The sequence below is a fragment of the Cellulosimicrobium sp. EB106-03-01-XG111 genome (assembly GCF_058792115.1).
The window spans coordinates 153,102-173,100 of the sequence record NZ_JBYTEQ010000009.1; the positions used below are offsets into that span (position 1 = coordinate 153,102).

The following is a 19,999-nucleotide window of genomic DNA, read 5'->3' on the forward strand; positions in this document are numbered from 1 at the left end:
GGACGGCGCGTCCCGGACCCGCCCGTGCCGTACCCAGGCGGCACGGCCCCCGGCACCGTGTGACGACCGGCACGGGTCGGCTCCGGCCGACGCCGCGCGGCCACGCCTAGACTCGCGAGCGTGATCCGACTCAACCCCGAGCAGCGCGTCTTCGTCACCGAGCGGCACCTGGCCACGCTCACGACCCTGCGCGAGGACGGGAGCCCGCACGTCGTCCCGGTGGCGTTCACCTGGGACCCGGACGCGGGCGTCGTGCGGATCACGACGAACCGCGGGTCGGTGAAGGCGCGCAACGCCCGCCGGACCGGCCCGGACGGCGCCCACCCGCGCGCCGCGGTGTGCCAGGTCGACGGCGGGCGGTGGCTCACGCTCGAGGGGACGATCGAGGTCGTCGAGGACGCGGACGAGGTGGCGGACGCCGTCGCGCGCTACGCCCGTCGCTACCGCCCGCTGACGCCCAAGCCGGAGCGTGTCGTGCTGCGCCTCACGCCGGACAAGGTGATGGCCTCGACCTACATGGCCTGACCCGGCCGGGCGGGCCGTACCGGCCGCTCAGGCGACGGTCGCGCTCTCCCGACCCTGCGGCCGGTCGACCGTGACGACGTCGCCGCGGTGCAGCTGGCGTCCCCGGCGGGTGTCCACCTCGCCGTTCACGCGGACCTCGCCCTCGGTGACGAGGTCGCGCGCCTCCGCGCCGGACTCGGCGAGCCCCGCGAGCTTGAGGAACTGCCCGAGGCGGATGACGTCGTCGGAGATCTCGACCGGGCGGGCGTCGTCGGAGGGGTTCATGACGCCATTCTCCCCGGCGGTGAGCGCTGCGACGACACGACGCTCGACGACACGACGCTCGGCGGGACGGGTCTCGGCGGGACGGGTCTCGGCGGGACGTCACCGGCGTGACGGCCGAGCGCGCGGGTCGCGACGCGCAGGTGCGCCGCCGAGAGGACCGCAGGGCGGAACGCGCTCGTCGCGGAGCCCCCGGAACTCCTAGACTCGTCGCATGATCTCCCGCATCGATCTCCGAGGGCGTTCCCTGTCCGCACGCGAGCTCGCCGAGGCCCTGCCGCGCGCAGAGGTCGGCGTGGAGGACGCGGCGCATCGGGTCGCGCCGATCCTCGAGGCGGTGCGGACGCGCGGGGCCGAGGCCCTGCGCGAGTACGCCGAGCGCTTCGACGGCGTGCGGCCGGAGCACCTGCGGGTCCCGGCCGGCGAGATCGCCGCGGCGCTCGCGGCGCTCGACCCGCAGGTCCGCGCGGGCCTCGAGGAGTCGATCCGCCGGGTCCGGCTCGTGCACGCGGCGCAGCGCCCGCAGGACTTCACGGTCCAGGTCGCGCCGGGCGCCCAGGTCCGCCAGCGGTGGGTGCCCGTGCGCCGCGTCGGGCTCTACGCCCCCGGTGGCCTGGCCGTCTACCCGTCGTCCGTCGTGATGAACGTCGTCGCGGCGCAGGAGGCGGGCGTGCCGAGCCTCGCCGTCGCGTCGCCGCCCCAGCGGGACAGCGGCGGCCTGCCGCACCCGACGATCCTCGCCGCGTGCGCGCTGCTCGGCGTCGACGAGGTGTACGCCGTCGGCGGGGCGCAGGCGGTCGCGATGTTCGCGTACGGCGCGGCCGGCAGCGAGCCGCAGGACGGCGCCGTGCTGTGCGAGCCGGTCGACGTGGTGACGGGCCCCGGCAACGTCTTCGTCGCGGCGGCCAAGCGCCTCGTGCGGGGCGTCGTCGGCATCGACGCGGAGGCGGGTCCCACCGAGATCGCGGTCCTCGCCGACGCCTCGGCGGACCCGGGGCACGTCGCGGCCGACCTCATCAGCCAGGCGGAGCACGACCCGCTGGCTGCCGCGGTGCTCGTCACCCCGTCGGTCGAGCTCGCCGCCGCGGTGGAGGCGCGTCTCGCGGGCCTCGTGACCGCGACCAAGCACGCGCAGCGCGTCGCGCAGTCGCTCGCGGGCCCGCAGTCCGCGATCGTGCTCGTCGACGACCTCGAGCACGGGCTGCAGGTGGTGGACGCCTACGGCGCGGAGCACCTGGAGATCCAGGCCGCGGGGGCGGCCGAGCTCGCCGAGCGCGTCACGAGCGCGGGGGCGATCTTCGTCGGCCCGTGGTCGCCGGTCTCCCTCGGCGACTACATGGCCGGGTCGAACCACGTCCTGCCGACGGGCGGCTGCGCGCACTTCTCCAGCGGGCTCGGCGTGCACAGCTACGTCAAGGCCGTCCAGGTGGTCGAGTACGACCGCGACGCGCTCGAGGACCTCGCGGACCGGATCGTCGCGGTGGCGAACGACGAAGACCTCCCGGCGCACGGCGAGGCGGTGCGGGCGCGGTTCCTGTGACCGCCGCGCAGGACGGCGTCCCGCACGACGGCGGCCCGCACGACGGTGCCTCGCACGGTGCCGCGGCGCGGGACGGCGTCGTGCGGGTGCGGCGTGCGGTCCCGCGCGACGCCGCCGACCTGGTGTCGCTGCGGGTGCACCTCATGCGCGCGATGGGCGAGCCCGGCGCGGAGGACCCGACGTGGCAGGAGCGGGCTCGCGAGTGGTTCGCCGCGGGTCTCGCGACGGCGGACGTCGCCGCGTTCGTCGTGGACGCGCCGGGACGCCTCGCCGCGTGCGCGCTCGTCGAGCTGCACCGGTCCGTGCCGTCGGCCCGCAACCCCCGCGGCACGACGGCGCACCTGTCGAACGTCTGCACGCACCCGGCCGACCGCGGCCGGGGGTTCGGGCGCGCGTGCGTCGGAGCGGCCCTCGACTGGGCACGCGAAGCGGGCACGGACTCCGTGTCCCTCCACGCGACGCCGGAGGGCGAGCCGCTCTACCGCTCGCTCGGCTTCGTCGACACGACGTACACCGAGCTGCGCCTGCGCTGGTGACGCGCCCGGCCCTGGCACGGGACCGCGTCAGCGCACCCCGAGCACGAACGGGTGCACCGCCGCCGCCCCGGCGCGGCGCAGCAGGCGCGCCGCGACCGTGAGGGTCCAGCCCGACTCGGTGTAGTCGTCGACGAGCAGCACGCGGCGACCGGCGAGACCCGCGCGCGCGGCGTCCGACAGCTCGAGCTGGAGACGGCCCGCGACGCCCGCGAGGCGCGTCGCGGAGTTGACGTCGTGCCGGCCCGGCTCCTCGCGGCCCGGGACCGGCCCGACCGCGCCGATGAGCGGCTTGCCGAGGTAGCTCGCGAGGCCGGTCGCCAGGTGGAACGTGAGCCGCGGTCGCGTCGCGGAGCGGACCGCGACGACGCCGTCCACGAGCAGCCGCCGCTCGGCGGGACCCCCGCCGCCGCCGGGTGCGTCGTCGGCGAGGGTCTCCCCGTCCGGCTGCGGGGCGGCCTCGTAGAGCTCCGCCCAGTCGTCGAGGACGCGCGCGGCGGCGCGCCGGAGCGCGACGGGGGTGTCGCCGTCGGGCGTCGTGGCCGCGAAGAGCTCGCGCAGCGGCGCGGACCAGCCGAGCCCGTCGAGGCGCGCGACCGCGCGCCCGGTCTCCGCGAGCTCGTCCGCACCGAGGCGCCCGCGCAGGTCGAGCCCCAGGCGGTCCATGCCGCTCGGCCACTGCCGACGCGCCACGACCTCGACGCCCGGGCGGTCCATGTCGGCGCGCGCGGCGGCGACGGCCTCCGCGTCGGGGAGCGCGGGCAGCGTCACGCCGCCGCACGTGTCGCAGCGGCCGCACCGCCAGCCGTCCTCGAGCTCCGGGTCGTCGAGCGCGGCGCGCAGGAACGCCATGCGGCACCCGTCGGTGGCCTCGTAGTCGAGCATCGCCTGCTGCTCGGCCGAGCGCGTGGCGTCGACGCGCTCATAGCGCTCGGAGTCGTACGTCCAGGGCTCGCCCGTGGCCTCCCACCCGCCCTTGACCCGGCGGACCGCGCCGTCGACGTCGAGCACCTTGAGCATGCCCTCGAGGCGCGACCGCTTGAGGTCGACCTGCGTCTCGAGCTGCGCGACGGACTGCGCGCCGCCCGCGCCGAGGGCGTCGAGGGTCGCGCGCACCTGGTCCTGCGGCGGGAACGCGGTGGACGCGAACCACTCCCAGATGCGGCGGTCCTCCTCGCCCGGCAGCAGCACCACGACGGCCGAGTCCACGCCACGGCCCGCGCGCCCGACCTGCTGGTAGTACGCGATGGGCGAGCTCGGCGCCCCGAGGTGGACGACGAAGGCCAGGTCCGGCTTGTCGAAGCCCATCCCGAGCGCGGAGGTCGCGACGAGCGCCTTGACCCGGTTCTCCTTGAGGTCCTCCTCGAGCCGCTCGCGCTCGGCGGGGTCCGTCTGGCCCGTGTACGACGCGACCGCCAGACCGGCGGCGCGGAGCTGGCTCGCGACCTGCTCGGCGGCGGAGACGGTGAGGCAGTACACGATCCCCGAGCCGTCGACGTCCTGCAGCGCCTCGACGAGCCACGCGACGCGCGTCGGCTGGTCGGGCAGGCGCAGGACGGCGAGGTGCAGCGACTCGCGGTCCAGGCCGCCGCGCAGGACCAGCACGTCCTCGTGGGCTGCCGCGCCCGCGGCGTCGCCGACGGCCCCGCCCGCGGCGTGCGCCGCCGTCACGCCGAGCTGTTCCGCGACGTCGGCGGTCACGCGCTCGTTCGCCGTCGCGGTCGTCGCGAGCACCGGGATGCCGGGCGGCAGGTCGGCGAGCAGGGTGCGGATGCGCCGGTAGTCCGGACGGAAGTCGTGGCCCCAGTCCGAGATGCAGTGCGCCTCGTCGATGACGACGAGGCCCGCGTCGGCCGCGAGCCGGGGGAGCACCTCGTCGCGGAAGCCGGGGTTGTTGAGCCGCTCCGGCGAGCACAGGAGCACGTCGACCTCGCCGTCCGCGATCGCGCGGTGGACGTCGTCCCACTCGGTGACGTTGGCCGAGTTGATCGTCACCGCCTTGATCCCGGCCCGGGCCGCCGCCGAGATCTGGTCGCGCATGAGCGCGAGGAGGGGGGACACGATCACCGTCGGGCCGGCACCGCGGTCGCGCAGCAGCCGGGTCGCGACGAAGTACACGGCGGACTTGCCCCACCCCGTGCGCTGCACGACGAGCGCGCGGCGGCGGAACGCCACGAGGGCCTCGATCGCGCGCCACTGGTCCTCGCGCAGCGTCGCGTCGTCACGCCCCACGAGGGCGCGCAGCGCGGTCTCGGCGTCCTCGCGCAGCGACTGCCCGTCGAGGAGGCCGCGCAGCATGGCGAGCTTGGCCCGCTTGGCTGCCTCGCCGCCGTCGGCCGCCGGAACGGGCGCGGGGTCGGGCGCGGGGTCGCCGCCCCGGGCGTCCGTGCCCGGGACCTCGACGCCGGCCGGGCCCGCGGCGGGAGCCGCGGTCCCCGCCGCCTGCGGCGCCGCCCCCGCCCACGGGTCGCCGAACGGGTCGGCGGGCTCGTCGAGCGGCGGCTCGTCGGCCGGGTCGAAGGGCAGGTCGGCGTACGGGTCGGTGGGGCTCACCCGCACGATCGTAGGCGCACCCGCCGACCCTCGGGGCGTCGTGCACAGGCCGCGGCCCGCGACCCGGTCGGGGGTCACGGGCCGGGACGCCGCGAGGGGCAGCGGCGCGACGTCAGGAGCGCATGTCCATCACGACGCGCCCGTCGATCCGGCCCTCCTCCATCTCGGCGAAGATCGCGTTGACGTCGTCGAGCGGACGCACCGTGTACGTCGGGCTGATCTTCCCGCGCGCGAAGAAGTCGAGCGCCTCCGCCATGTCCTTGCGCGTCCCCACGATGGAGCCGCGCACGGTCAGGCCGAAGAGGACGGTCGTGAAGATGTCGAGCGGGAACTTCTCCGGCGGGAGACCGACGAGCGAGACCGTGCCACCGCGGCGCAGCGCGCCCACGGCCTGCGGGAACGCGTGCGCGTTGACGGCGGTGACGAGTGCGCCGTGGACGCCGCCGCCCGTCTGCTCCCGGATCTCCGCCGCGGCGTCGGGCGACGTCGCCGCGTTCACCGTGACCTCGGCACCGTGCTTGCGCGCGAGCGCGAGCTTCTCGTCGTCGACGTCGACCGCGGCGACGCGGCGGCCCATGGCGACCGCGTACTGCACCGCGATGTGGCCGAGGCCGCCGATCCCGGAGACCAGCACCCACTCGCCGGGCTGGGTGTCCGTGACCTTGAGCCCTTTGTAGACGGTGACGCCGGCGCACAGGATCGGCCCGACGGCGGAGAGGTCGACCCCGTCCGGGACCACGGGGCAGTACCGCGAGTCGACGAGCATGTACTGGCCGAACGACCCGTCGACCGAGTAGCCGCCGTTCTTCTGCTGCGGGCACAGGGTCTCCCAGCCCGTCTCGCAGTACTCGCACTCGCCGCACGCGCTCCACAGCCAGGCGTTGCCGACCGTGTCGCCCACCCGCACGCGCGTCACCTGGTCGCCGACGGCGACGACCGTGCCGACGCCCTCGTGGCCCGGCACGAACGGGGGAGCGGGCTTCACCGGCCAGTCACCGCGCGCGGCGTGCAGGTCCGTGTGGCACACGCCGGTGTAGTCGACCTTGACCAGGGCCTCGTGGGGCCCGGGCGACGGGACGTCGAGCTCCTCGACGACCAGCGGGTCGGTGAACGAACGGACGACGGCGGCACGCATGGTGGGCACGGGGATCACCTCGTCTTCTCGGGGAGAGGGGCCAGGAGGACCCTGCCGACGGTCCTCCCTACCCTTTCGACGCTACGCGCGCGAGGCCGCTCCGGCGCCCCGGACGGCCGGACCGGCGACCGACGTCCGTCCAGGTCGGGACCTTCGCCTCTCGCCGGCGAGGCCGACCGTCCCGGCCGACCGCGCGCCGACCGCCCCGGGTGACCGCCGCGCGCCGGTCGTCCCGGGTGACCGCGTGCCGGACGTCACGGGCGACCGCGCGCCGACGGTTCGTAGACTGTGGGGGTGACCCCACCCTCCGTCGCGGGACGACCCCTGCTCCCGCTGCGCCCCGAGCTCGCCGGCGTCGAGCCGTACGGCGCGCCGCAGCTCGACGTCCCGGTCCTGCTCAACGTCAACGAGAACCCGCACGCGCCGAGCGAGGCCGTCGTCGCGACGATCACCCGCGCGGTGCACGACGCCGCCACCGGGCTGAACCGCTACCCCGACCGCGACTTCCTCGGCCTGCGCGCCGACCTCGCCGCCTACCTCGGCACGGAGTCGGGCGTCGCGCTGGAGGCGGACCGGCTGTGGGTCGCGAACGGCTCGAACGAGATCATGCTCCACGTGCTGCAGGCGTTCGGCGGCCCGGGGCGCATGGCCGTCTCCTTCGCCCCGACGTACTCGATGTACCCCGAGTACGCGCGCGACACCCACACGGCGTGGGTCGTCGGGCGCCGCGCGGACGACTTCACGCTCGACCCCGAGCACGCCCGCGAGGTCGTCGCGCGCGAGCAGCCGTCCGTCGTCCTGCTCGCGAGCCCGAACAACCCGACCGGCACGGCGCTGCCCGCCGCGACGGTCGAGGCGGTGTGCGAGGCGGCGCTCGCGGTGCGGGTCCCGCTCCCCGACGGGCGGGACGCACCCGCCGTGGTGGTCGTCGACGAGGCGTACGGCGAGTTCCGGCGGGCGGGGACGCCGTCGGCCCTCGAGCTGCTCGATCGCTACCCGAACCTCGCGGTGACGCGCACGATGTCTAAGGCGTTCGCGCTCGCGGGCGCCCGCGTCGGGTACCTCGCGGCGTCGCGCGAGCTCGTCGACGCGCTGCGCGTCGTGCGCCTGCCCTACCACCTGTCGGCCGTGACGCAGGCGGTCGCGCGCGCGGCCCTCGCGCACTCGGGCGAGCTGCTCGCGCAGGTGTCCGCGCTGCGCGAGCGCCGCGACGAGACCGTCGCGTGGCTGCGCTCGCTGCGGCACCCGGACGGTCGCCCGCTCGACGTCGCGGAGTCCGACGCCAACTTCGTCCTGTTCGGCACGTTCGCCGACCGGCACGCGGTCTGGGCGGCGTTGTTGGAGCGGGGCGTGCTCATCCGGGAGACTGGTCCCGACGGCTGGCTGCGGGTGTCGATCGGCACCGGCGACGAGATGAGGGCCTTCCGACAGGCCCTCGTGGAGGTGGCAGGACTGTGAAGCGCACCGCGCGCATCGAGCGCGCGACGTCCGAGTCGAGCGTGCTCGTCGAGCTCGACCTCGACGGGTCGGGGGTCACCGAGATCTCGACGACCGTCCCGTTCTACGACCACATGCTGACGGCGCTGGGCAAGCACTCGCTCATCGACCTCAAGGTGGTCGCGACGGGGGACACCCACATCGACGCGCACCACACGGTGGAGGACGTCGCGATCACGATCGGCGAGGCGCTGCGCGTCGCGCTCGGCGACAAGGTGGGCATCGGGCGCTTCGGCGACGCGACGGTCCCGCTCGACGAGGCCCTCGCGCTCGCCGTCGTGGACGTGTCCGGGCGCCCGTACCTCGTGCACTCGGGGGAGCCCGAGGGCCAGGAGTACCACCTCATCGGCGGGCACTTCACGGGGTCGCTCACGCGGCACGTGCTCGAGTCGATCGCGCACCACGCGGGCATCTGCATCCACGTGCGCGTCCTCGCGGGCCGCGACCCGCACCACATCGTCGAGGCGCAGTTCAAGGCGCTCGCCCGGGCGCTGCGCGCCGCCGTCGCGCCGGACCCGCGCGTCGAGGGCGTCCCGTCCACGAAGGGAGCCCTGTGAGCACGCACGACGACGACGCGCTGGACGGCGTCGAGATCCCCGACGACCTCTCGTCGCTGACGGCCTCGGCGGTCCCCGACCTCGTGGCGCTCATCACGCAGATCGCGGGCGCGGAGCCGCTCGCGGCGGCGTGCTCGCTCGCACAGGTCGAGGCGGACGTCGTCCCGACCGACGTCGGTGCCGTGGCGGTGCTGCGCGACCCGGCGGGCGACGCGCCCGCGCACGCGGCCGCCGCCCTGACCACCCTCGTCAAGGGCGTGCCGCTCGTGCTCGTCGAGCGCAGCGGCGAGCAGCTCACGATGACGCGCTGGGCGGACGGCGTGCAGGGCGACCGCCTCGCGCCGGGCCTCGTGCTCGGCGGTGCGCCCGAGTCGCTCGAGGACCTGATCACCGGCACGACGACGCTCGCCGACCAGGACGGCGTCGTGGCGAGCTCGTCGATCTCCCGCTGGAAGGCGATGCGCCTGCTCACGTCCGCGGCGCGGCGCGCACGGAAGGACGGCGCATGACCGAGCCCGGCGCCACGCCGTCGACCGCCCGCCGCCCGTCCGTCGTCGTGCTCGACTACGGCTTCGGCAACGTCCGCTCGGCCGTTCGCGCGCTCGAGCGTGTCGGCGCGGACGTCGAGCTGACCGCCGACCGGGCGCGCGCGCAGGACGCGGACGGCCTCGTCGTCCCGGGCGTCGGCGCGTTCGCCGCGGTCATGACCGGCCTGCGCGGCGTGCGCGGCGACGAGATCGTCGGCCGGCGTCTCGCCGGCGGGCGGCCCGTCCTCGGGATCTGCGTGGGCATGCAGGTCATGTTCGAGCAGGGCGACGAGCACGGGACGCTCACCGACGGGCTCGGGGAGTGGGCGGGCCTCGTCGACCGCCTCGAGGCCGACGTCGTGCCGCACATGGGCTGGGACACGGTCGAGGTGCCCGAGGGCAGCGTGCTGTTCCGCGGCGTCGAGCACGAGCGCTTCTACTTCGTGCACTCCTACGCCGCCCGGTCGTTCACGACCGGGCAGGACCTCCCGGCGGACTCGCCCGTCCGCCGACCGCTCGTCACGTGGTCCGAGCACGGTGGCCGCTTCGTCGCGGCCGTCGAGAACGGCCCGCTGTCCGCGACGCAGTTCCACCCCGAGAAGTCGGGCGACGCCGGCGCGACCCTGCTCGAGAACTGGGTCCGCTCGCTCTGAAAGTCTGCGCACCGAGGCACACCGCCCGGCGCGCACCACCCGGCGCGAGCGACGCGCCACCGCCTACACCGATGGAGACCCCCGTGACCGACCGCCTCGTGCTGCTCCCCGCCGTCGACGTCGCCGACGGCCAGGCCGTCCGCCTCGTCCAGGGCGAGGCGGGCTCCGAGACCTCGTACGGCGACCCGCTCGCCGCCGCGCTCGACTGGCAGTCCGGCGGCGCGGAGTGGATCCACCTCGTGGACCTCGACGCCGCGTTCGGCCGCGGCTCCAACGCGGAGCTGCTCGCGGACGTCGTCGGGCGCCTCGACGTCCAGGTCGAGCTGTCCGGGGGCATCCGCGACGACGCGTCGCTCGAGCGTGCGCTCGCGACCGGCGCCCGCCGCGTCAACCTCGGGACGGCCGCGCTCGAGAACCCCGAGTGGACCGCGAAGGTCATCGCGGAGCACGGCGACGCGGTCGCCGTCGGTCTGGACGTGCGCGGCACGACGCTCGCCGCGCGCGGTTGGACGCAGGAGGGCGGCGACCTCTGGGAGGTCCTCGACCGCCTCGAGGCGGCCGGGTGCGCGCGGTACGTCGTCACGGACGTGACGAAGGACGGGACGCTGCGCGGCCCGAACCTCGACCTGCTGCGCGACGTCGCGGCGCGCACCGACGCGCCCGTCGTCGCCTCCGGCGGCATCTCGAGCCTCGAGGACCTCGAGGCGCTGCGCTCGCTCGTGCCGGCCGGCGTCGAGGGCGCGATCGTGGGCAAGGCCCTCTACGCGGGCGCGTTCACGCTCCCGCAGGCGCTCGACGTCGCGGGCCGGCCGTGACGACCGACCACGAGGCCGCAGGCTCGGGCAAGGCGCTCCCGCCGTCCTCCGGCTTCGCGGGCGACGACGGATCGGCCGACCCCGCGCTCGCCGCGCTCCTCGACGCCTACGCCGCGGGCTCGGCCTCGCTGTCCGACGTCGTCGCGCGTCTCGGCGAGACGCGCGTGCTCGTGCCGGTCCTCGCCGAGCTGGAGAGCGCGGGCGAGGGCGAGCACGGGCACACGGTGGACAAGGAGGCGTCGGCCGGGGTCGTCGCCATCGAGGCGCCGGACGGGCGTCGCGCGCTGCCCGTGTTCACGTCCGTCGCGGCGATGGCGGCCTGGCGCGCCGGCGCGCGGCCGGTGCCGGTGGACGCGCGCCGCGCGGCGCTGTCCGCCGTGAGCGAGGACTGGTCGCTGCTCGTGCTCGACCCGGCGGGACCGGTCACGGCGCTCGTGCCGCGCCCGGCCGTGTGGGCGCTCGCGCAGGGCAAGGACTGGTCGCCCGCCGTCGTCGACGGGGTCGTCGTGCCCGAGGTGCTCGCCGCGGTCCAGGGGTCGCTCGCGGGCGTGCCGCACGTGGCGCGCGTCTGGGCCGAGCCGGGCCGCCGGGCGGAGGTCGCGGTGGTCCTGCGCATCGACGCCGGTCTCGACCGTGCCGGCCTCGACGCCGTGCTCGGGCAGGTCAACGCCGCGCTCGCGACGGACGCCGTGGTGTCCGAGCGCGTCGACGGGCTCGAGCTGCGCGTCGGTCGGGCCGACTGAGGCGGTCGGTCGGCCCGGTGAGGCCGGCGCGTCCGCGGGGCCGGTCCAGGCCGACCGACCGCCCGGTCCGGGCTCAGCGCCGACGCAGGCGGCTGAGGCCCCACGCGAGCGCGGCCGAGAACGCCACGACCGCGCCGAGCGCCTGACCGCCGAGGATCACGCGGTTGAGGTCGAGGGCCGGCTGCCAGCGCACCCCCGCGTCGTCGACGACGTAGACGCCCTTCGCGACGACGCGCACCCCGAACCCGCCGCCACCGCCCGAGCCCTCGCCGCCCGCCTCGCCCCCGGCGTTGCCGGAACCGGGGTCGGACGACGAGCCGCCGTCCGCGGTGCCGTCGCCCGGGTCGGCGTCCGCCTTGCGCGCGGACACCGCGCCGACGCGACGCCGCCAGTCCGCGGCCCCCTTGCCGGAGAGCTCGCCGGTGCCGGACCCCCAGCCGGAGCCTGTGCCGCCCCAGACCGTCGCGACGGGGATGACGAGCGTGCCGTCCCGCTCGTAGGACTCCCCGAAGACGCGACGCACGGTGAGCGTGTCGCGTGCCGCGTGGGTGATGTGCGCCGGGTCGACGGGGGGCGTGTCCGAGCTCGCGTGTGTGCTCATGGCACGAAGGGTAGACCTGAGGTCCTTGGTGCGCGCGGGAACCGCGCGCACCGCCTCGTCGTCGAGGCCGCGGGCGCTCGGACGCCGGGACGGGTCAGGCGTCGCACTCCGGGAGGGCGGTGAACGCGGACTCGTCGCCGAGCATCGTCTGGAGGGTGCTCACGGGCACGAGCAGGGACTTCTCCGTCGAGGTCTTCGCGTAGACGACGCCGATCACCTCGCCCGCCGCGTTGAGCGCGGCGGAGCCCGAGCTGCCCGGCTCGACGGGGGCGTCGGTGACGAGCACCTCGCCGAGGTTCTCGTGCAGCGGGTCCGTCGTCGTGCCGATGACCGCGCCCTGCGTGATGGTCAGCCGTCCGCCCTCGGGGTACCCGACGACCGTCACCGCGTCGCCCGGCGCCGGGTCGGCGGCGGCGAGGGTCGGGGCGGACGGGAGGTCCTCCGCCGTCCGGACGATCGCGAGGTCCGCCAGGCCCGCGACGCTCGCCGTCTGGGCCGCGATGTCGCGCCCGTCGTAGGTGAGGAGCTGGAGCGAGCGCGACGAGTCGACCACGTGCTTGTTGGTGATGAGCGTGCGGGAGTCGACGGCGAACCCCGACCCGGTGGACAGGCCGTCGCACCGCACGTTGCGGATGCGCACGGCCATGCGCTGCACGGCGTCGAACCCGTCGGGGGAGAGGTGCTCCGAGCCGGCCGGGTCGTCCGGCGCCACGAGCGACGGGACGACCGAGCCCGGGACCGGCTCGGGGAGCTCCGGGAGGACACCGCACGCGGCGAGCGCACCGCCCACGAGCGACAGCCCGAGCACCGAGCCGACGGCGCGGACGGCCGCGCGCCGCGACGGGCGGCGCGTCATCCGGCGAGCTCCTGCTGGAGCTGGGCGTTCGCGTCGGTGGCCTGCTGGCACAGCACCCCGACCTGGTCCGCGAACCGGTCGATGTCGGCGGGGTCGTACGCGTCCCGGTTGTTGAGGTACCCGATGAGCTGCGTCTGCGCCGTCGTGCACTGGCCGAGCGCGGCCGCGACCTTGCCCGCGGCGTCCGACACCCGGCTCTGGTAGTCCAGGTACTGCTGGGACGCCTCGTTCTCGTCGCCCAGCTGGGCCTTCTCGTTGGCGAGGTCGCTGATGCGGTCCTGGGCGGCGGTGAGCTGCGTGCGCGCGGACTCGAGCTCCGCGTTCGCGCCGTCGAGCTCGGTGCGCAGCTGCGCGACGTCCTGCCCGAGGCCGCGCGCCTCCGACTCCCACGCGGCGCTCGTCTCCTGCCAGCGCGTCGTGGTGAGCCACAGGTACGCACCGACGCCCAGCGCCGCGGCGAGGGCCAGCGCGAGCACGACGATCGCGACCACGGCCCCGCGACGACGTCGCGGCCGGGCCGCGACGTCGCCGCTCGTGGCCGCGCCGTCGCCCGGCGCGGTCGCCGTGGTCGTCGTGGCGGACGTCGCTCCGAGGGCGGCACCTCCGGGCCCGGCCGCCGCGGGCGCGAACGACGGCGGCCCGACGGCGCCCGGCCCGGTCGCCGGGATCGCACCGGCGGGGGTGCCCCGCGGCACGCTCTCGGGCGGCTGCGGCGGTCTCGCGGGACCGCCGTGCGGGGGCGGGACCGGGGGAGTGCTCAACTCACGGCGCCCGTGTACTTCTCGCCCGGCCCCTCGCCCGGGGCGTCCGGGTAGACCGACGCCTCGCGGAAGGCCAGCTGGAGCGAGCGCAGCCCGTCGCGGAGCGAGCGGGCGTGCTGGTTGCCGATGTCGGGGGCGCTCGCGGTCACGAGCGCGGCGAGCGCGTTGATGAGCTTGCGCGCCTCGTCCAGGTCGAGGTGGCCCTGCTCCTGCGCGTCCTCCGCGAGCCCGCACTTGACGGCGGCGGCGCTCATGAGGTGGACGGCCGCGGACGTGATGACCTCCACGGCGGCCACGTCGGCGATGTCGCGCACCGCGTCGGTGGAGGGGTCGGGCACGGCGGCGTTCTCGGTACTCATGGCGACCATCTTTCCATCCGGCGGCGGGAGCGGTGGCCCGGTGCACGGGACGGGCGCCCGCCGCGCCCCGGGCCGGGGACGACGTCGGCCGCCGCCCCAGGCGAGGGGCGACGGCCGACGGGGTGCGACCGCCCCGCAGGGCGGCCGCGACGGGGTCAGACCCGGACCGGCTCCGCGGCCGTCCCGGGCTGGCCGCCCTCGAGCGGGGCGTCCGCGGCGGCGAGGGCCGCACGCAGGTCGCGACCCAGGTTCGCGTCGACGTACGTCCAGTACTGCACGGCGCGCTCGCGGATGTCCTCGCTGCGCACTGCGCCGACGTGGCCCGTGATCGTCTCGAGGAAGCGCGCGCGTGCGGCGTCGTCGAAGACCTCGCGGTAGAGCGTGCCCGCCTGGCCGAAGTCGTCGTCCTCGGGGTGCAGCGTCGCGGCGCTGCGCGTCAGCTCGCCGTCGGCCTCCCAGCCGGCGGACTCCGCGGCGCGCGCCGGGTCGGCGTGCGCGCCGCCCCGGCTGTTGGGCGCGTACACCGGCGTGGTCGCCGACGAGAACGCGTAGCGCATCGACCCGTCCTTCGCGTACGAGTGGCCGGCCTCGGCCGCGGCGTGCGGCGCGTTCACCGGCAGCTGGGCGTGGTTCGTGCCCACGCGGTACCGGTGGGCGTCGGCGTAGGAGAAGATGCGCGCGAGCAGCATCTTGTCCGGGCTCGTGGCGATGCCCGGCACGAAGTTGCTCGGCGCGAACGTCGCCTGCTCGATCTGCGCGAAGTAGTTCTCCGGGTTGCGGTTCAGCTCCATCACGCCCACCTCGATCAGCGGGTAGTCGGCGTGCGGCCACACCTTCGTGAGGTCGAACGGGTTGAACCGGTAGGTCTTGGCGTCCTCGTACGGCATGACCTGGACCGAGAGCGTCCAGCGCGGGAAGTCGCCCCCCTCGATGTGCTCGTACAGGTCGCGGATGTGGTGGTCCGAGTCCGACCCGGCGAGCTGCGAGGCCTCGTCGGCCGTGAGGTTCTTGATGCCCTGCTGGGTCTTGAAGTGGTACTTGACCCAGAACCGCTCGCCCGCCGCGTTGATCCACTGGTAGGTGTGCGAGCCGAAGCCGTCCATGTGGCGCCAGCTCGACGGGAGGCCGCGGTCGCCCATGAGCCAGGTCACCTGGTGCGCCGACTCGGGGGAGAGCGACCAGAAGTCCCACTGCATGTCGTTGTCGCGGAGGTTCGAGCCCGGCAGACGCTTCTGCGAGCGGATGAAGTCGGGGAACTTGATGCCGTCGCGCAGGAAGAACACGGGCGTGTTGTTGCCGACGAGGTCGTAGTTGCCCTCGGTCGTGTAGAACTTCAGCGCGAAGCCGCGCGGGTCGCGCCAGGTGTCGGGCGAGCCCTGCTCGCCGGCGACGGAGGAGAAGCGGGCGAGCATCTCGGTCGTCGTGCCGGGCTGGAACAGCGCCGCACGGGTGTACGCGCTGACGTCCTGGGTCACGGTGAACGTGCCGAACGCGCCGCCGCCCTTGGCGTGCACGACGCGCTCCGGGACGCGCTCGCGGTTGAACTGCGCGAGCTTCTCGACGAGGTAGTGGTCGTGCAGGACGATCGGGCCGTCGGCGCCGACGGACTGGGAGTGGGCGTCCGAGGCGACGGGGGCGCCGGCGTTCGTGGTGGTGAAGGGGGCGGTCATGGGTCTCCTTCCGTGAGCCGCGGGTACGGCTCGTGTGGCGTTCTCAAACAGTGCATCCGTGAGGAAACGGACGCGCTCCGGGTGCACGAGGCCCCGGGGCGGGTGGTGCGGGGTCAGTCGGCGCAGTCCGGGCAGAGTCCCCAGAACGTCACCTCGGCGGTGTCGATCCGGAACCCGGCGGTGCTGCTGGGGGTGAGGCACGGGGCGTGGCCCACGGTGCAGTCCACGTCGGCGACGGCGCCGCAGCCCCGGCACACCACGTGGTGGTGGTTGTCGCCGAGCCGGCGCTCGTAGCGGGCCGGGTGCCCGGCCGGCTCGATGCGGCGCACGAGCCCCTTGTCGGTGAGCGTGTGCAGGACGTCGTAGACGGCCTGGACGGAGACGGAGCCCAGCGCCGTGCGCGCGGCGCGCAGCACGTCGTCGGCGTCCGCGTGCTGCTGCACCTCGACGGCGTCGAGCACCGCCAGGCGTGCGGCGGTGACGCGCAGGCCGTGGTCGCGCAGCTCGCTCTCGTGGCGTGCGCGGCGGGGCCCGTCCTCGAGGCCGGTGCCTGCGGTCGACGTCGCTCCTGTGGTCATGTCGCCCACTCTACCCCCCTATTCTGGAAGAGTTCCAATGATGGATCGGATCAGATGACGGGTGGGCCGGTCGGCTCGACGCGCTCGCTCGCTCTGCTATCCTTGACAGCTGACCGACTCGTACGTGTTCCACGCCGCCCGACACCGGGTGGATGGAGGCGGGCGAGTGCGCAAGTGGATGACATCCCACCCGGGTCTCGACCGCCGACTCACGTCGCGACAGAGGCCGGGTCCTGGTCCGGAGCGAGCCCCCCCGGGGGACCGCTCCGCCGTGGTCGTCGCGTTCGCGTGACGTCCCGACCTGATGGCCTCCGCCCTGCGCCAGGGACGGAGGCCTTCTTCGTGTCCGGGCGGTCTACCGACGACTTCCTAGGAGCATCACATCAGCGAGCCTCGCATCAACGATCGGATCCGCGTCCCCGAGGTCCGACTCATCGGTCCCGGCGGGGAGCAGGTCGGCGTCGTCCGCACCGAGGTTGCCCTGAGCCTTGCCCAGGACGCGGACCTCGACCTCGTCGAGGTCGCCCCGGACGCCCGGCCCCCCGTCGCCAAGCTCATGGACTTCGGCAAGTTCAAGTACGAGTCCGACATGAAGGCGCGTGAGGCGCGGCGCAACCAGGCGAACACGGTCCTCAAGGAGATCCGTTTCCGCCTCAAGATCGACCCGCACGACTACGGCACCAAGAAGGGCCACGTCGAGCGCTTCCTCGCGGCGGGCGACAAGGTCAAGGTCATGATCATGTTCCGCGGCCGTGAGCAGTCGCGCCCCGAGATGGGTGTCCGCCTGCTCCAGCGCCTCGCGGACGACGTCGCGGAGCTCGGCTTCGTGGAGTCCATGCCGAAGCAGGACGGGCGCAACATGACCATGGTGCTCGGTCCGGTGAAGAAGAAGGCCGACGCCAAGAGCGAGCAGCGCAAGCGCGCTCAGGAGGCCGAGCCGCGTCTCACCAAGTCCGCCCAGCGTGCCGCGGCACGGTCGGGCGACGACGCGGACGTGACCGACGAGACCGAGACGGTCGAGACCGTCGAGGCCACCGACGCGGTCGAGGCGACGCAGACCGCTGACGCGGTCGAGGCCGCTGCTCCTGCCCCCGCCCCGGTCGAGGAGCCCGCTCCGGTCGAGGCGCCGGCGGAGGCCGCTCCGGCCCCGCGCTCGGCTCCGGCTCCGGCCCCGCGCTCGGCTCCGGCTCCGCGCTCGGCTCCGGCTCCGCGGTCGGCTCCGGCTCCGCGCTCGGCTCCGGCGCCGCGGTCGGCTCCGGCCCCGCGCCCCGCCGCCCGGCCGGCCACGGAGTCGAAGCCTGCGACGCCCCGCCCGGCAGCCTCGCCCGCACCGGCGTCGTCCGACGGCGCGAAGCCCGCAGCACCCCGGCCCGCCGCGCCGAAGCCGGGCGCCCCGCGCCCGGCGCCCAAGCCGGCACCCAAGCCGACGCCGCGCGGCAAGGCCGGCTGACACCGGCACCACGGACGGACCCTGCTCGGGGTCCGGGCCCACCGGCCCGGGCCCGAACACGTCGGCCACCGCGAGGTGGCTGACCGGACACAAGGAGAGACGGCAGTCATGCCGAAGAACAAGACGCACTCGGGTGCCAAGAAGCGCTTCCGCATCACGGGTACCGGGAAGGTCATGCGCGAGCAGGCCAACGCTCGACACCTGCTCGAGCACAAGGCCACCAAGCGCAAGCGCCGCCTCGCCCAGGACCAGGTGGTCTCGCCCGCCGACGTCAAGTCCATCAAGAAGCTGCTCGGCAAGTGACCCGGCAGGTGGCGGGACCCGCCACCGACCGGCTCACCCCTGAGCCCCGAACTGCAAGGAGCATCACGTGGCACGCGTGAAGCGGGCGGTCAACGCCCAGAAGAAGCGCCGTACGACCCTCGAGCGCGCCAGCGGCTACCGCGGCCAGCGCTCGCGCCTCTACCGCAAGGCGAAGGAGCAGGTCACCCACTCCCTCGTCTACTCCTACCGTGACCGCAAGGCGCGCAAGGGCGACTTCCGCAAGCTGTGGATCCAGCGCATCAACGCTGCGTCGCGCGCCCAGGGCCTGACGTACAACCGCCTCATCCAGGGCCTCAAGGCCGCGGGTGTCGAGGTCGACCGTCGCCTGCTCGCGGAGCTCGCGGTCAACGACGTGGCCGCGTTCAACGCGCTCGTCCAGGTGGCGAAGGACGCGCTCCCCGAGGACGTCAACGCGCCCAAGGCCGCAGCCTGACCAGCGCCTCGCCCAGCCGCCCGTCGGCTACGGACGCCCGTCCGGCGCCCGGCCCGCTCGACCCCACGCTGACGAACCCTCGCAGCGACCGGGTCAAGGCGGTCCGTGCGCTGGCCGGGCGTCCGGCGCGTTCACGGCACGGTCAGCTGCTCGTGGAGGGCCCGCAGGGCGTCCGCGAGGCGGTCCGGCACGCGCCCGACCGGGTCCGCGACGTCTACGTCACGCCCGCCGCGGCGGACCGGCACCCCGAGATCGTCGCCGACGCGCGCGCGGCCGGGCTGCACGTGCACGGCGCGACGCCCGAGGTCCTCGCGGCGATGAGCGCCGACGCGCAGGGGGTGCTCGCCGTCGTGCGTGCGGACGCGCCGCGCCTGGAGGACGTCGTCGCGACGCTCGCGGGGCGCGACCGGCCGGCGCTGGTCGCGGTGCTCGCGACGGTCCGCGACCCGGGCAACGCCGGGACGGTGGTCCGTGCGGCGGACGCCGCGGGGGCCGACGCGGTCGTGCTCGCGGGCGAGAGCGTGGACGTGCACAACCCCAAGGTGGTGCGCTCGACGGCCGGGTCGCTCTTCCACCTCCCGGTCGTCACGGGCGTGAGCCTGGCCGAGGCCGTCGCCGCGCTGCGCGGCGCGGGGCTCGCGGTCCTCGCTGCCGACGGCGCGGGGGACCTCGACCTCGACGACCTGCTCGACGTGGCGGGCGCCGCGGGCACCGGTACGGAGCGCCCGGTCGACCTCGCCGCACCCACCGCGTGGGTCTTCGGGAACGAGGCGTGGGGCCTGCCCCCGGAGGACCGCGCGCTCGCCGACGCCGTCGTGCGCGTGCCGATCCGCGGTCGGGCCGAGTCGCTCAACCTCGCGACGGCCGCGACGGTCTGCCTCTACGCCTCCAGCCGCGCGCACCGGTCGGTCCGCGGTCCGGTCGGTGACCCCGAGGGCGGCGCGTGAGGCTGTTCGCCGCCCTCTACCCGAGCGCCGCGGCGCTCGACCACCTCGCGCTCGCCCTCGCGGACGCCCACGCCCAGGAGGCGCGCCGGCCCGACGGCGCACCGCTCGTCCGCTGGACGTCGCCCGAGCTGTGGCACCTCACGGTGTCGTTCTTCGGGGACGTGCCCGAGGGGGCAGTCCCGGACCTCGCGGAGGCGCTCGAGCCGGTCGCTCGCGAGGCCGCGCCGCTCGACCTCCGGCTCCGGGGCGCGGGCGTCTTCGACCGGCGCGTCCTGTGGGTCGGCGTCGGCGGGGAGGGCGCCGACGCCCTGCGCGCGCTGAGCGCCGCCGTCGCCGAGGCGGCGGGCGACGCGGGCGTGCGGGTGGACCGCCGTCCCCGGCAGCGGGCGCACCTCACCGTCGCGCGGGCCGCCGCCGGGGCGCGCCAGGCGAACCGCCGGGCGCGCGGTCGCGGCGGGGCCCGGCCGGACCGCACCGCGGGCGACCCGCTCGCCGCGCCCGCCGCGGCTCTCGCCGTGTACGCCGGCCCGGGGTGGACGGCGGACGCGCTGCACCTCGTCGAGTCCGACCTCGGTGACGCGTCCGGGCACCCGGTGCACCGGAGCCTGCGGACCCTGCCGCTCGGACCCGCCGCGCGGTGAGCGGGACCACCCTCCGGCTGCTCCCGGAGACGCCTGTGCG

The 19,999-nt window shown here is 75.6% G+C and carries 23 protein-coding genes; 14 read left to right on the forward strand and 9 right to left on the reverse strand.

The annotated features are described in order from the left end of the window. The first annotated feature begins 120 nt into the window (after positions 1–120). Positions 121–525: a pyridoxamine 5'-phosphate oxidase family protein gene (locus tag AC3WT4_RS10240; protein ID WP_074810060.1), complete on the forward strand. Its 405-nt coding sequence runs from the start codon at positions 121–123 to the stop codon at positions 523–525. Positions 526–552: 27 nt separating this feature from the next. Here the strand turns inward: AC3WT4_RS10240 and AC3WT4_RS10245 are convergent, their stop codons facing one another. Continuing rightward, entirely contained in the window at positions 553–789 is a 237-nt protein-coding gene (locus AC3WT4_RS10245; RefSeq protein WP_074810061.1) for an RNA-binding S4 domain-containing protein, read from the reverse strand. A gap of 211 nt (positions 790–1,000) precedes the next feature. On the opposite strand from AC3WT4_RS10245, the gene hisD reads away from it, so the two are divergent. Next, on the forward strand, positions 1,001–2,326 hold the full coding sequence (hisD, locus tag AC3WT4_RS10250; protein WP_108051449.1) for a histidinol dehydrogenase: 1,326 nt from the start codon (positions 1,001–1,003) through the stop codon (positions 2,324–2,326). Next, on the forward strand, positions 2,323–2,862 hold the full coding sequence (locus AC3WT4_RS10255; protein ID WP_286186340.1) for a GNAT family N-acetyltransferase: 540 nt from the start codon (positions 2,323–2,325) through the stop codon (positions 2,860–2,862). Before hisD ends, AC3WT4_RS10255 begins: the two co-directional genes overlap by 4 nt. A 27-nt stretch (positions 2,863–2,889) precedes the next feature. On the opposite strand, the gene AC3WT4_RS10260 is transcribed toward AC3WT4_RS10255, so the two are convergent. Both AC3WT4_RS10260 and adhP read right to left on the reverse strand, forming a co-directional pair. Continuing rightward, positions 2,890–5,157 (reverse strand): RecQ family ATP-dependent DNA helicase, encoded by a 2,268-nt coding sequence (locus AC3WT4_RS10260; RefSeq protein ID WP_108051463.1) that lies wholly within the window; start codon positions 5,155–5,157, stop codon positions 2,890–2,892. 367 nt (positions 5,158–5,524) lie between these two features. Then, a complete protein-coding gene (adhP, locus tag AC3WT4_RS10265; RefSeq protein WP_108051461.1) occupies positions 5,525–6,547 on the reverse strand; it encodes an alcohol dehydrogenase AdhP in 1,023 nt (340 codons plus the stop codon). A gap of 294 nt (positions 6,548–6,841) precedes the next feature. Between adhP and AC3WT4_RS10270 the strand changes: the two genes are divergently transcribed. From AC3WT4_RS10270 to AC3WT4_RS10295, 6 genes are all read left to right on the forward strand, one after another. Beyond that, positions 6,842–8,005 (forward strand): histidinol-phosphate transaminase, encoded by a 1,164-nt coding sequence (locus AC3WT4_RS10270; protein WP_492315382.1) that lies wholly within the window; start codon positions 6,842–6,844, stop codon positions 8,003–8,005. Further along, positions 8,002–8,601 (forward strand): imidazoleglycerol-phosphate dehydratase HisB, encoded by a 600-nt coding sequence (hisB, locus tag AC3WT4_RS10275; protein WP_074810064.1) that lies wholly within the window; start codon positions 8,002–8,004, stop codon positions 8,599–8,601. The genes AC3WT4_RS10270 and hisB overlap by 4 nt, the downstream gene beginning before the upstream one ends. Then, a complete protein-coding gene (locus AC3WT4_RS10280) occupies positions 8,598–9,110 on the forward strand; it encodes a hypothetical protein (protein ID WP_074810065.1) in 513 nt (170 codons plus the stop codon). The genes hisB and AC3WT4_RS10280 overlap by 4 nt, the downstream gene beginning before the upstream one ends. Next, a complete protein-coding gene (gene hisH, locus AC3WT4_RS10285) occupies positions 9,107–9,781 on the forward strand; it encodes an imidazole glycerol phosphate synthase subunit HisH (protein WP_492315383.1) in 675 nt (224 codons plus the stop codon). The genes AC3WT4_RS10280 and hisH overlap by 4 nt, the downstream gene beginning before the upstream one ends. An 83-nt stretch (positions 9,782–9,864) precedes the next feature. Beyond that, complete coding sequence (gene priA / locus AC3WT4_RS10290; RefSeq protein WP_074810154.1) at positions 9,865–10,596, forward strand: bifunctional 1-(5-phosphoribosyl)-5-((5-phosphoribosylamino)methylideneamino)imidazole-4-carboxamide isomerase/phosphoribosylanthranilate isomerase PriA; 732 nt, start codon at positions 9,865–9,867, stop codon at positions 10,594–10,596. Continuing rightward, the gene (locus AC3WT4_RS10295) at positions 10,593–11,339 is read left to right on the forward strand and encodes an SseB family protein (protein WP_492315384.1); all 747 of its coding nucleotides are present in this window, start codon (positions 10,593–10,595) and stop codon (positions 11,337–11,339) included. The genes priA and AC3WT4_RS10295 overlap by 4 nt, the downstream gene beginning before the upstream one ends. Before the next feature lie 73 nt (positions 11,340–11,412). On the opposite strand, the gene AC3WT4_RS10300 is transcribed toward AC3WT4_RS10295, so the two are convergent. The 6 genes from AC3WT4_RS10300 to AC3WT4_RS10325 form a co-directional block, all read right to left on the reverse strand. Then, on the reverse strand, positions 11,413–11,940 hold the full coding sequence (locus tag AC3WT4_RS10300; RefSeq protein ID WP_492315385.1) for a hypothetical protein: 528 nt from the start codon (positions 11,938–11,940) through the stop codon (positions 11,413–11,415). Positions 11,941–12,034: 94 nt separating this feature from the next. After that, positions 12,035–12,796, reverse strand: coding sequence for a S1 family peptidase (locus AC3WT4_RS10305; protein ID WP_492315386.1), 762 nt, complete (start codon positions 12,794–12,796; stop codon positions 12,035–12,037). Further along, entirely contained in the window at positions 12,793–13,491 is a 699-nt protein-coding gene (locus AC3WT4_RS10310) for a hypothetical protein (protein ID WP_257417903.1), read from the reverse strand. Before AC3WT4_RS10310 ends, AC3WT4_RS10305 begins: the two co-directional genes overlap by 4 nt. Positions 13,492–13,553: 62 nt before the next feature. Continuing rightward, positions 13,554–13,916, reverse strand: a complete 363-nt coding sequence (locus tag AC3WT4_RS10315) for a DUF1844 domain-containing protein (protein WP_074810159.1) — start codon at positions 13,914–13,916, stop codon at positions 13,554–13,556. Positions 13,917–14,071: 155 nt separating this feature from the next. Beyond that, a complete protein-coding gene (locus AC3WT4_RS10320) occupies positions 14,072–15,586 on the reverse strand; it encodes a catalase (protein ID WP_074810070.1) in 1,515 nt (504 codons plus the stop codon). A gap of 113 nt (positions 15,587–15,699) precedes the next feature. Next, the gene (locus tag AC3WT4_RS10325) at positions 15,700–16,164 is read right to left on the reverse strand and encodes a Fur family transcriptional regulator (protein ID WP_081600341.1); all 465 of its coding nucleotides are present in this window, start codon (positions 16,162–16,164) and stop codon (positions 15,700–15,702) included. A 433-nt stretch (positions 16,165–16,597) separates the two neighbouring features. Here AC3WT4_RS10325 and infC point away from each other — a divergent pair, with 433 nt between their 5' ends. From infC to thpR, 5 genes are all read left to right on the forward strand, one after another. Then, on the forward strand, positions 16,598–17,614 hold the full coding sequence (gene infC / locus AC3WT4_RS10330; RefSeq protein ID WP_492315403.1) for a translation initiation factor IF-3: 1,017 nt from the start codon (positions 16,598–16,600) through the stop codon (positions 17,612–17,614). 108 nt (positions 17,615–17,722) lie between these two features. After that, positions 17,723–17,917 (forward strand): 50S ribosomal protein L35, encoded by a 195-nt coding sequence (gene rpmI / locus AC3WT4_RS10335; protein WP_108051433.1) that lies wholly within the window; start codon positions 17,723–17,725, stop codon positions 17,915–17,917. Positions 17,918–17,984: 67 nt separating this feature from the next. Further along, positions 17,985–18,371 (forward strand): 50S ribosomal protein L20, encoded by a 387-nt coding sequence (gene rplT / locus AC3WT4_RS10340; RefSeq protein ID WP_024840664.1) that lies wholly within the window; start codon positions 17,985–17,987, stop codon positions 18,369–18,371. 68 nt (positions 18,372–18,439) lie between these two features. Next, entirely contained in the window at positions 18,440–19,318 is an 879-nt protein-coding gene (locus tag AC3WT4_RS10345; RefSeq protein ID WP_108051457.1) for a TrmH family RNA methyltransferase, read from the forward strand. Further along, a complete protein-coding gene (gene thpR, locus AC3WT4_RS10350; RefSeq protein WP_400109619.1) occupies positions 19,315–19,959 on the forward strand; it encodes an RNA 2',3'-cyclic phosphodiesterase in 645 nt (214 codons plus the stop codon). The genes AC3WT4_RS10345 and thpR overlap by 4 nt, the downstream gene beginning before the upstream one ends. The last annotated feature ends 40 nt before the right edge of the window (positions 19,960–19,999 follow it).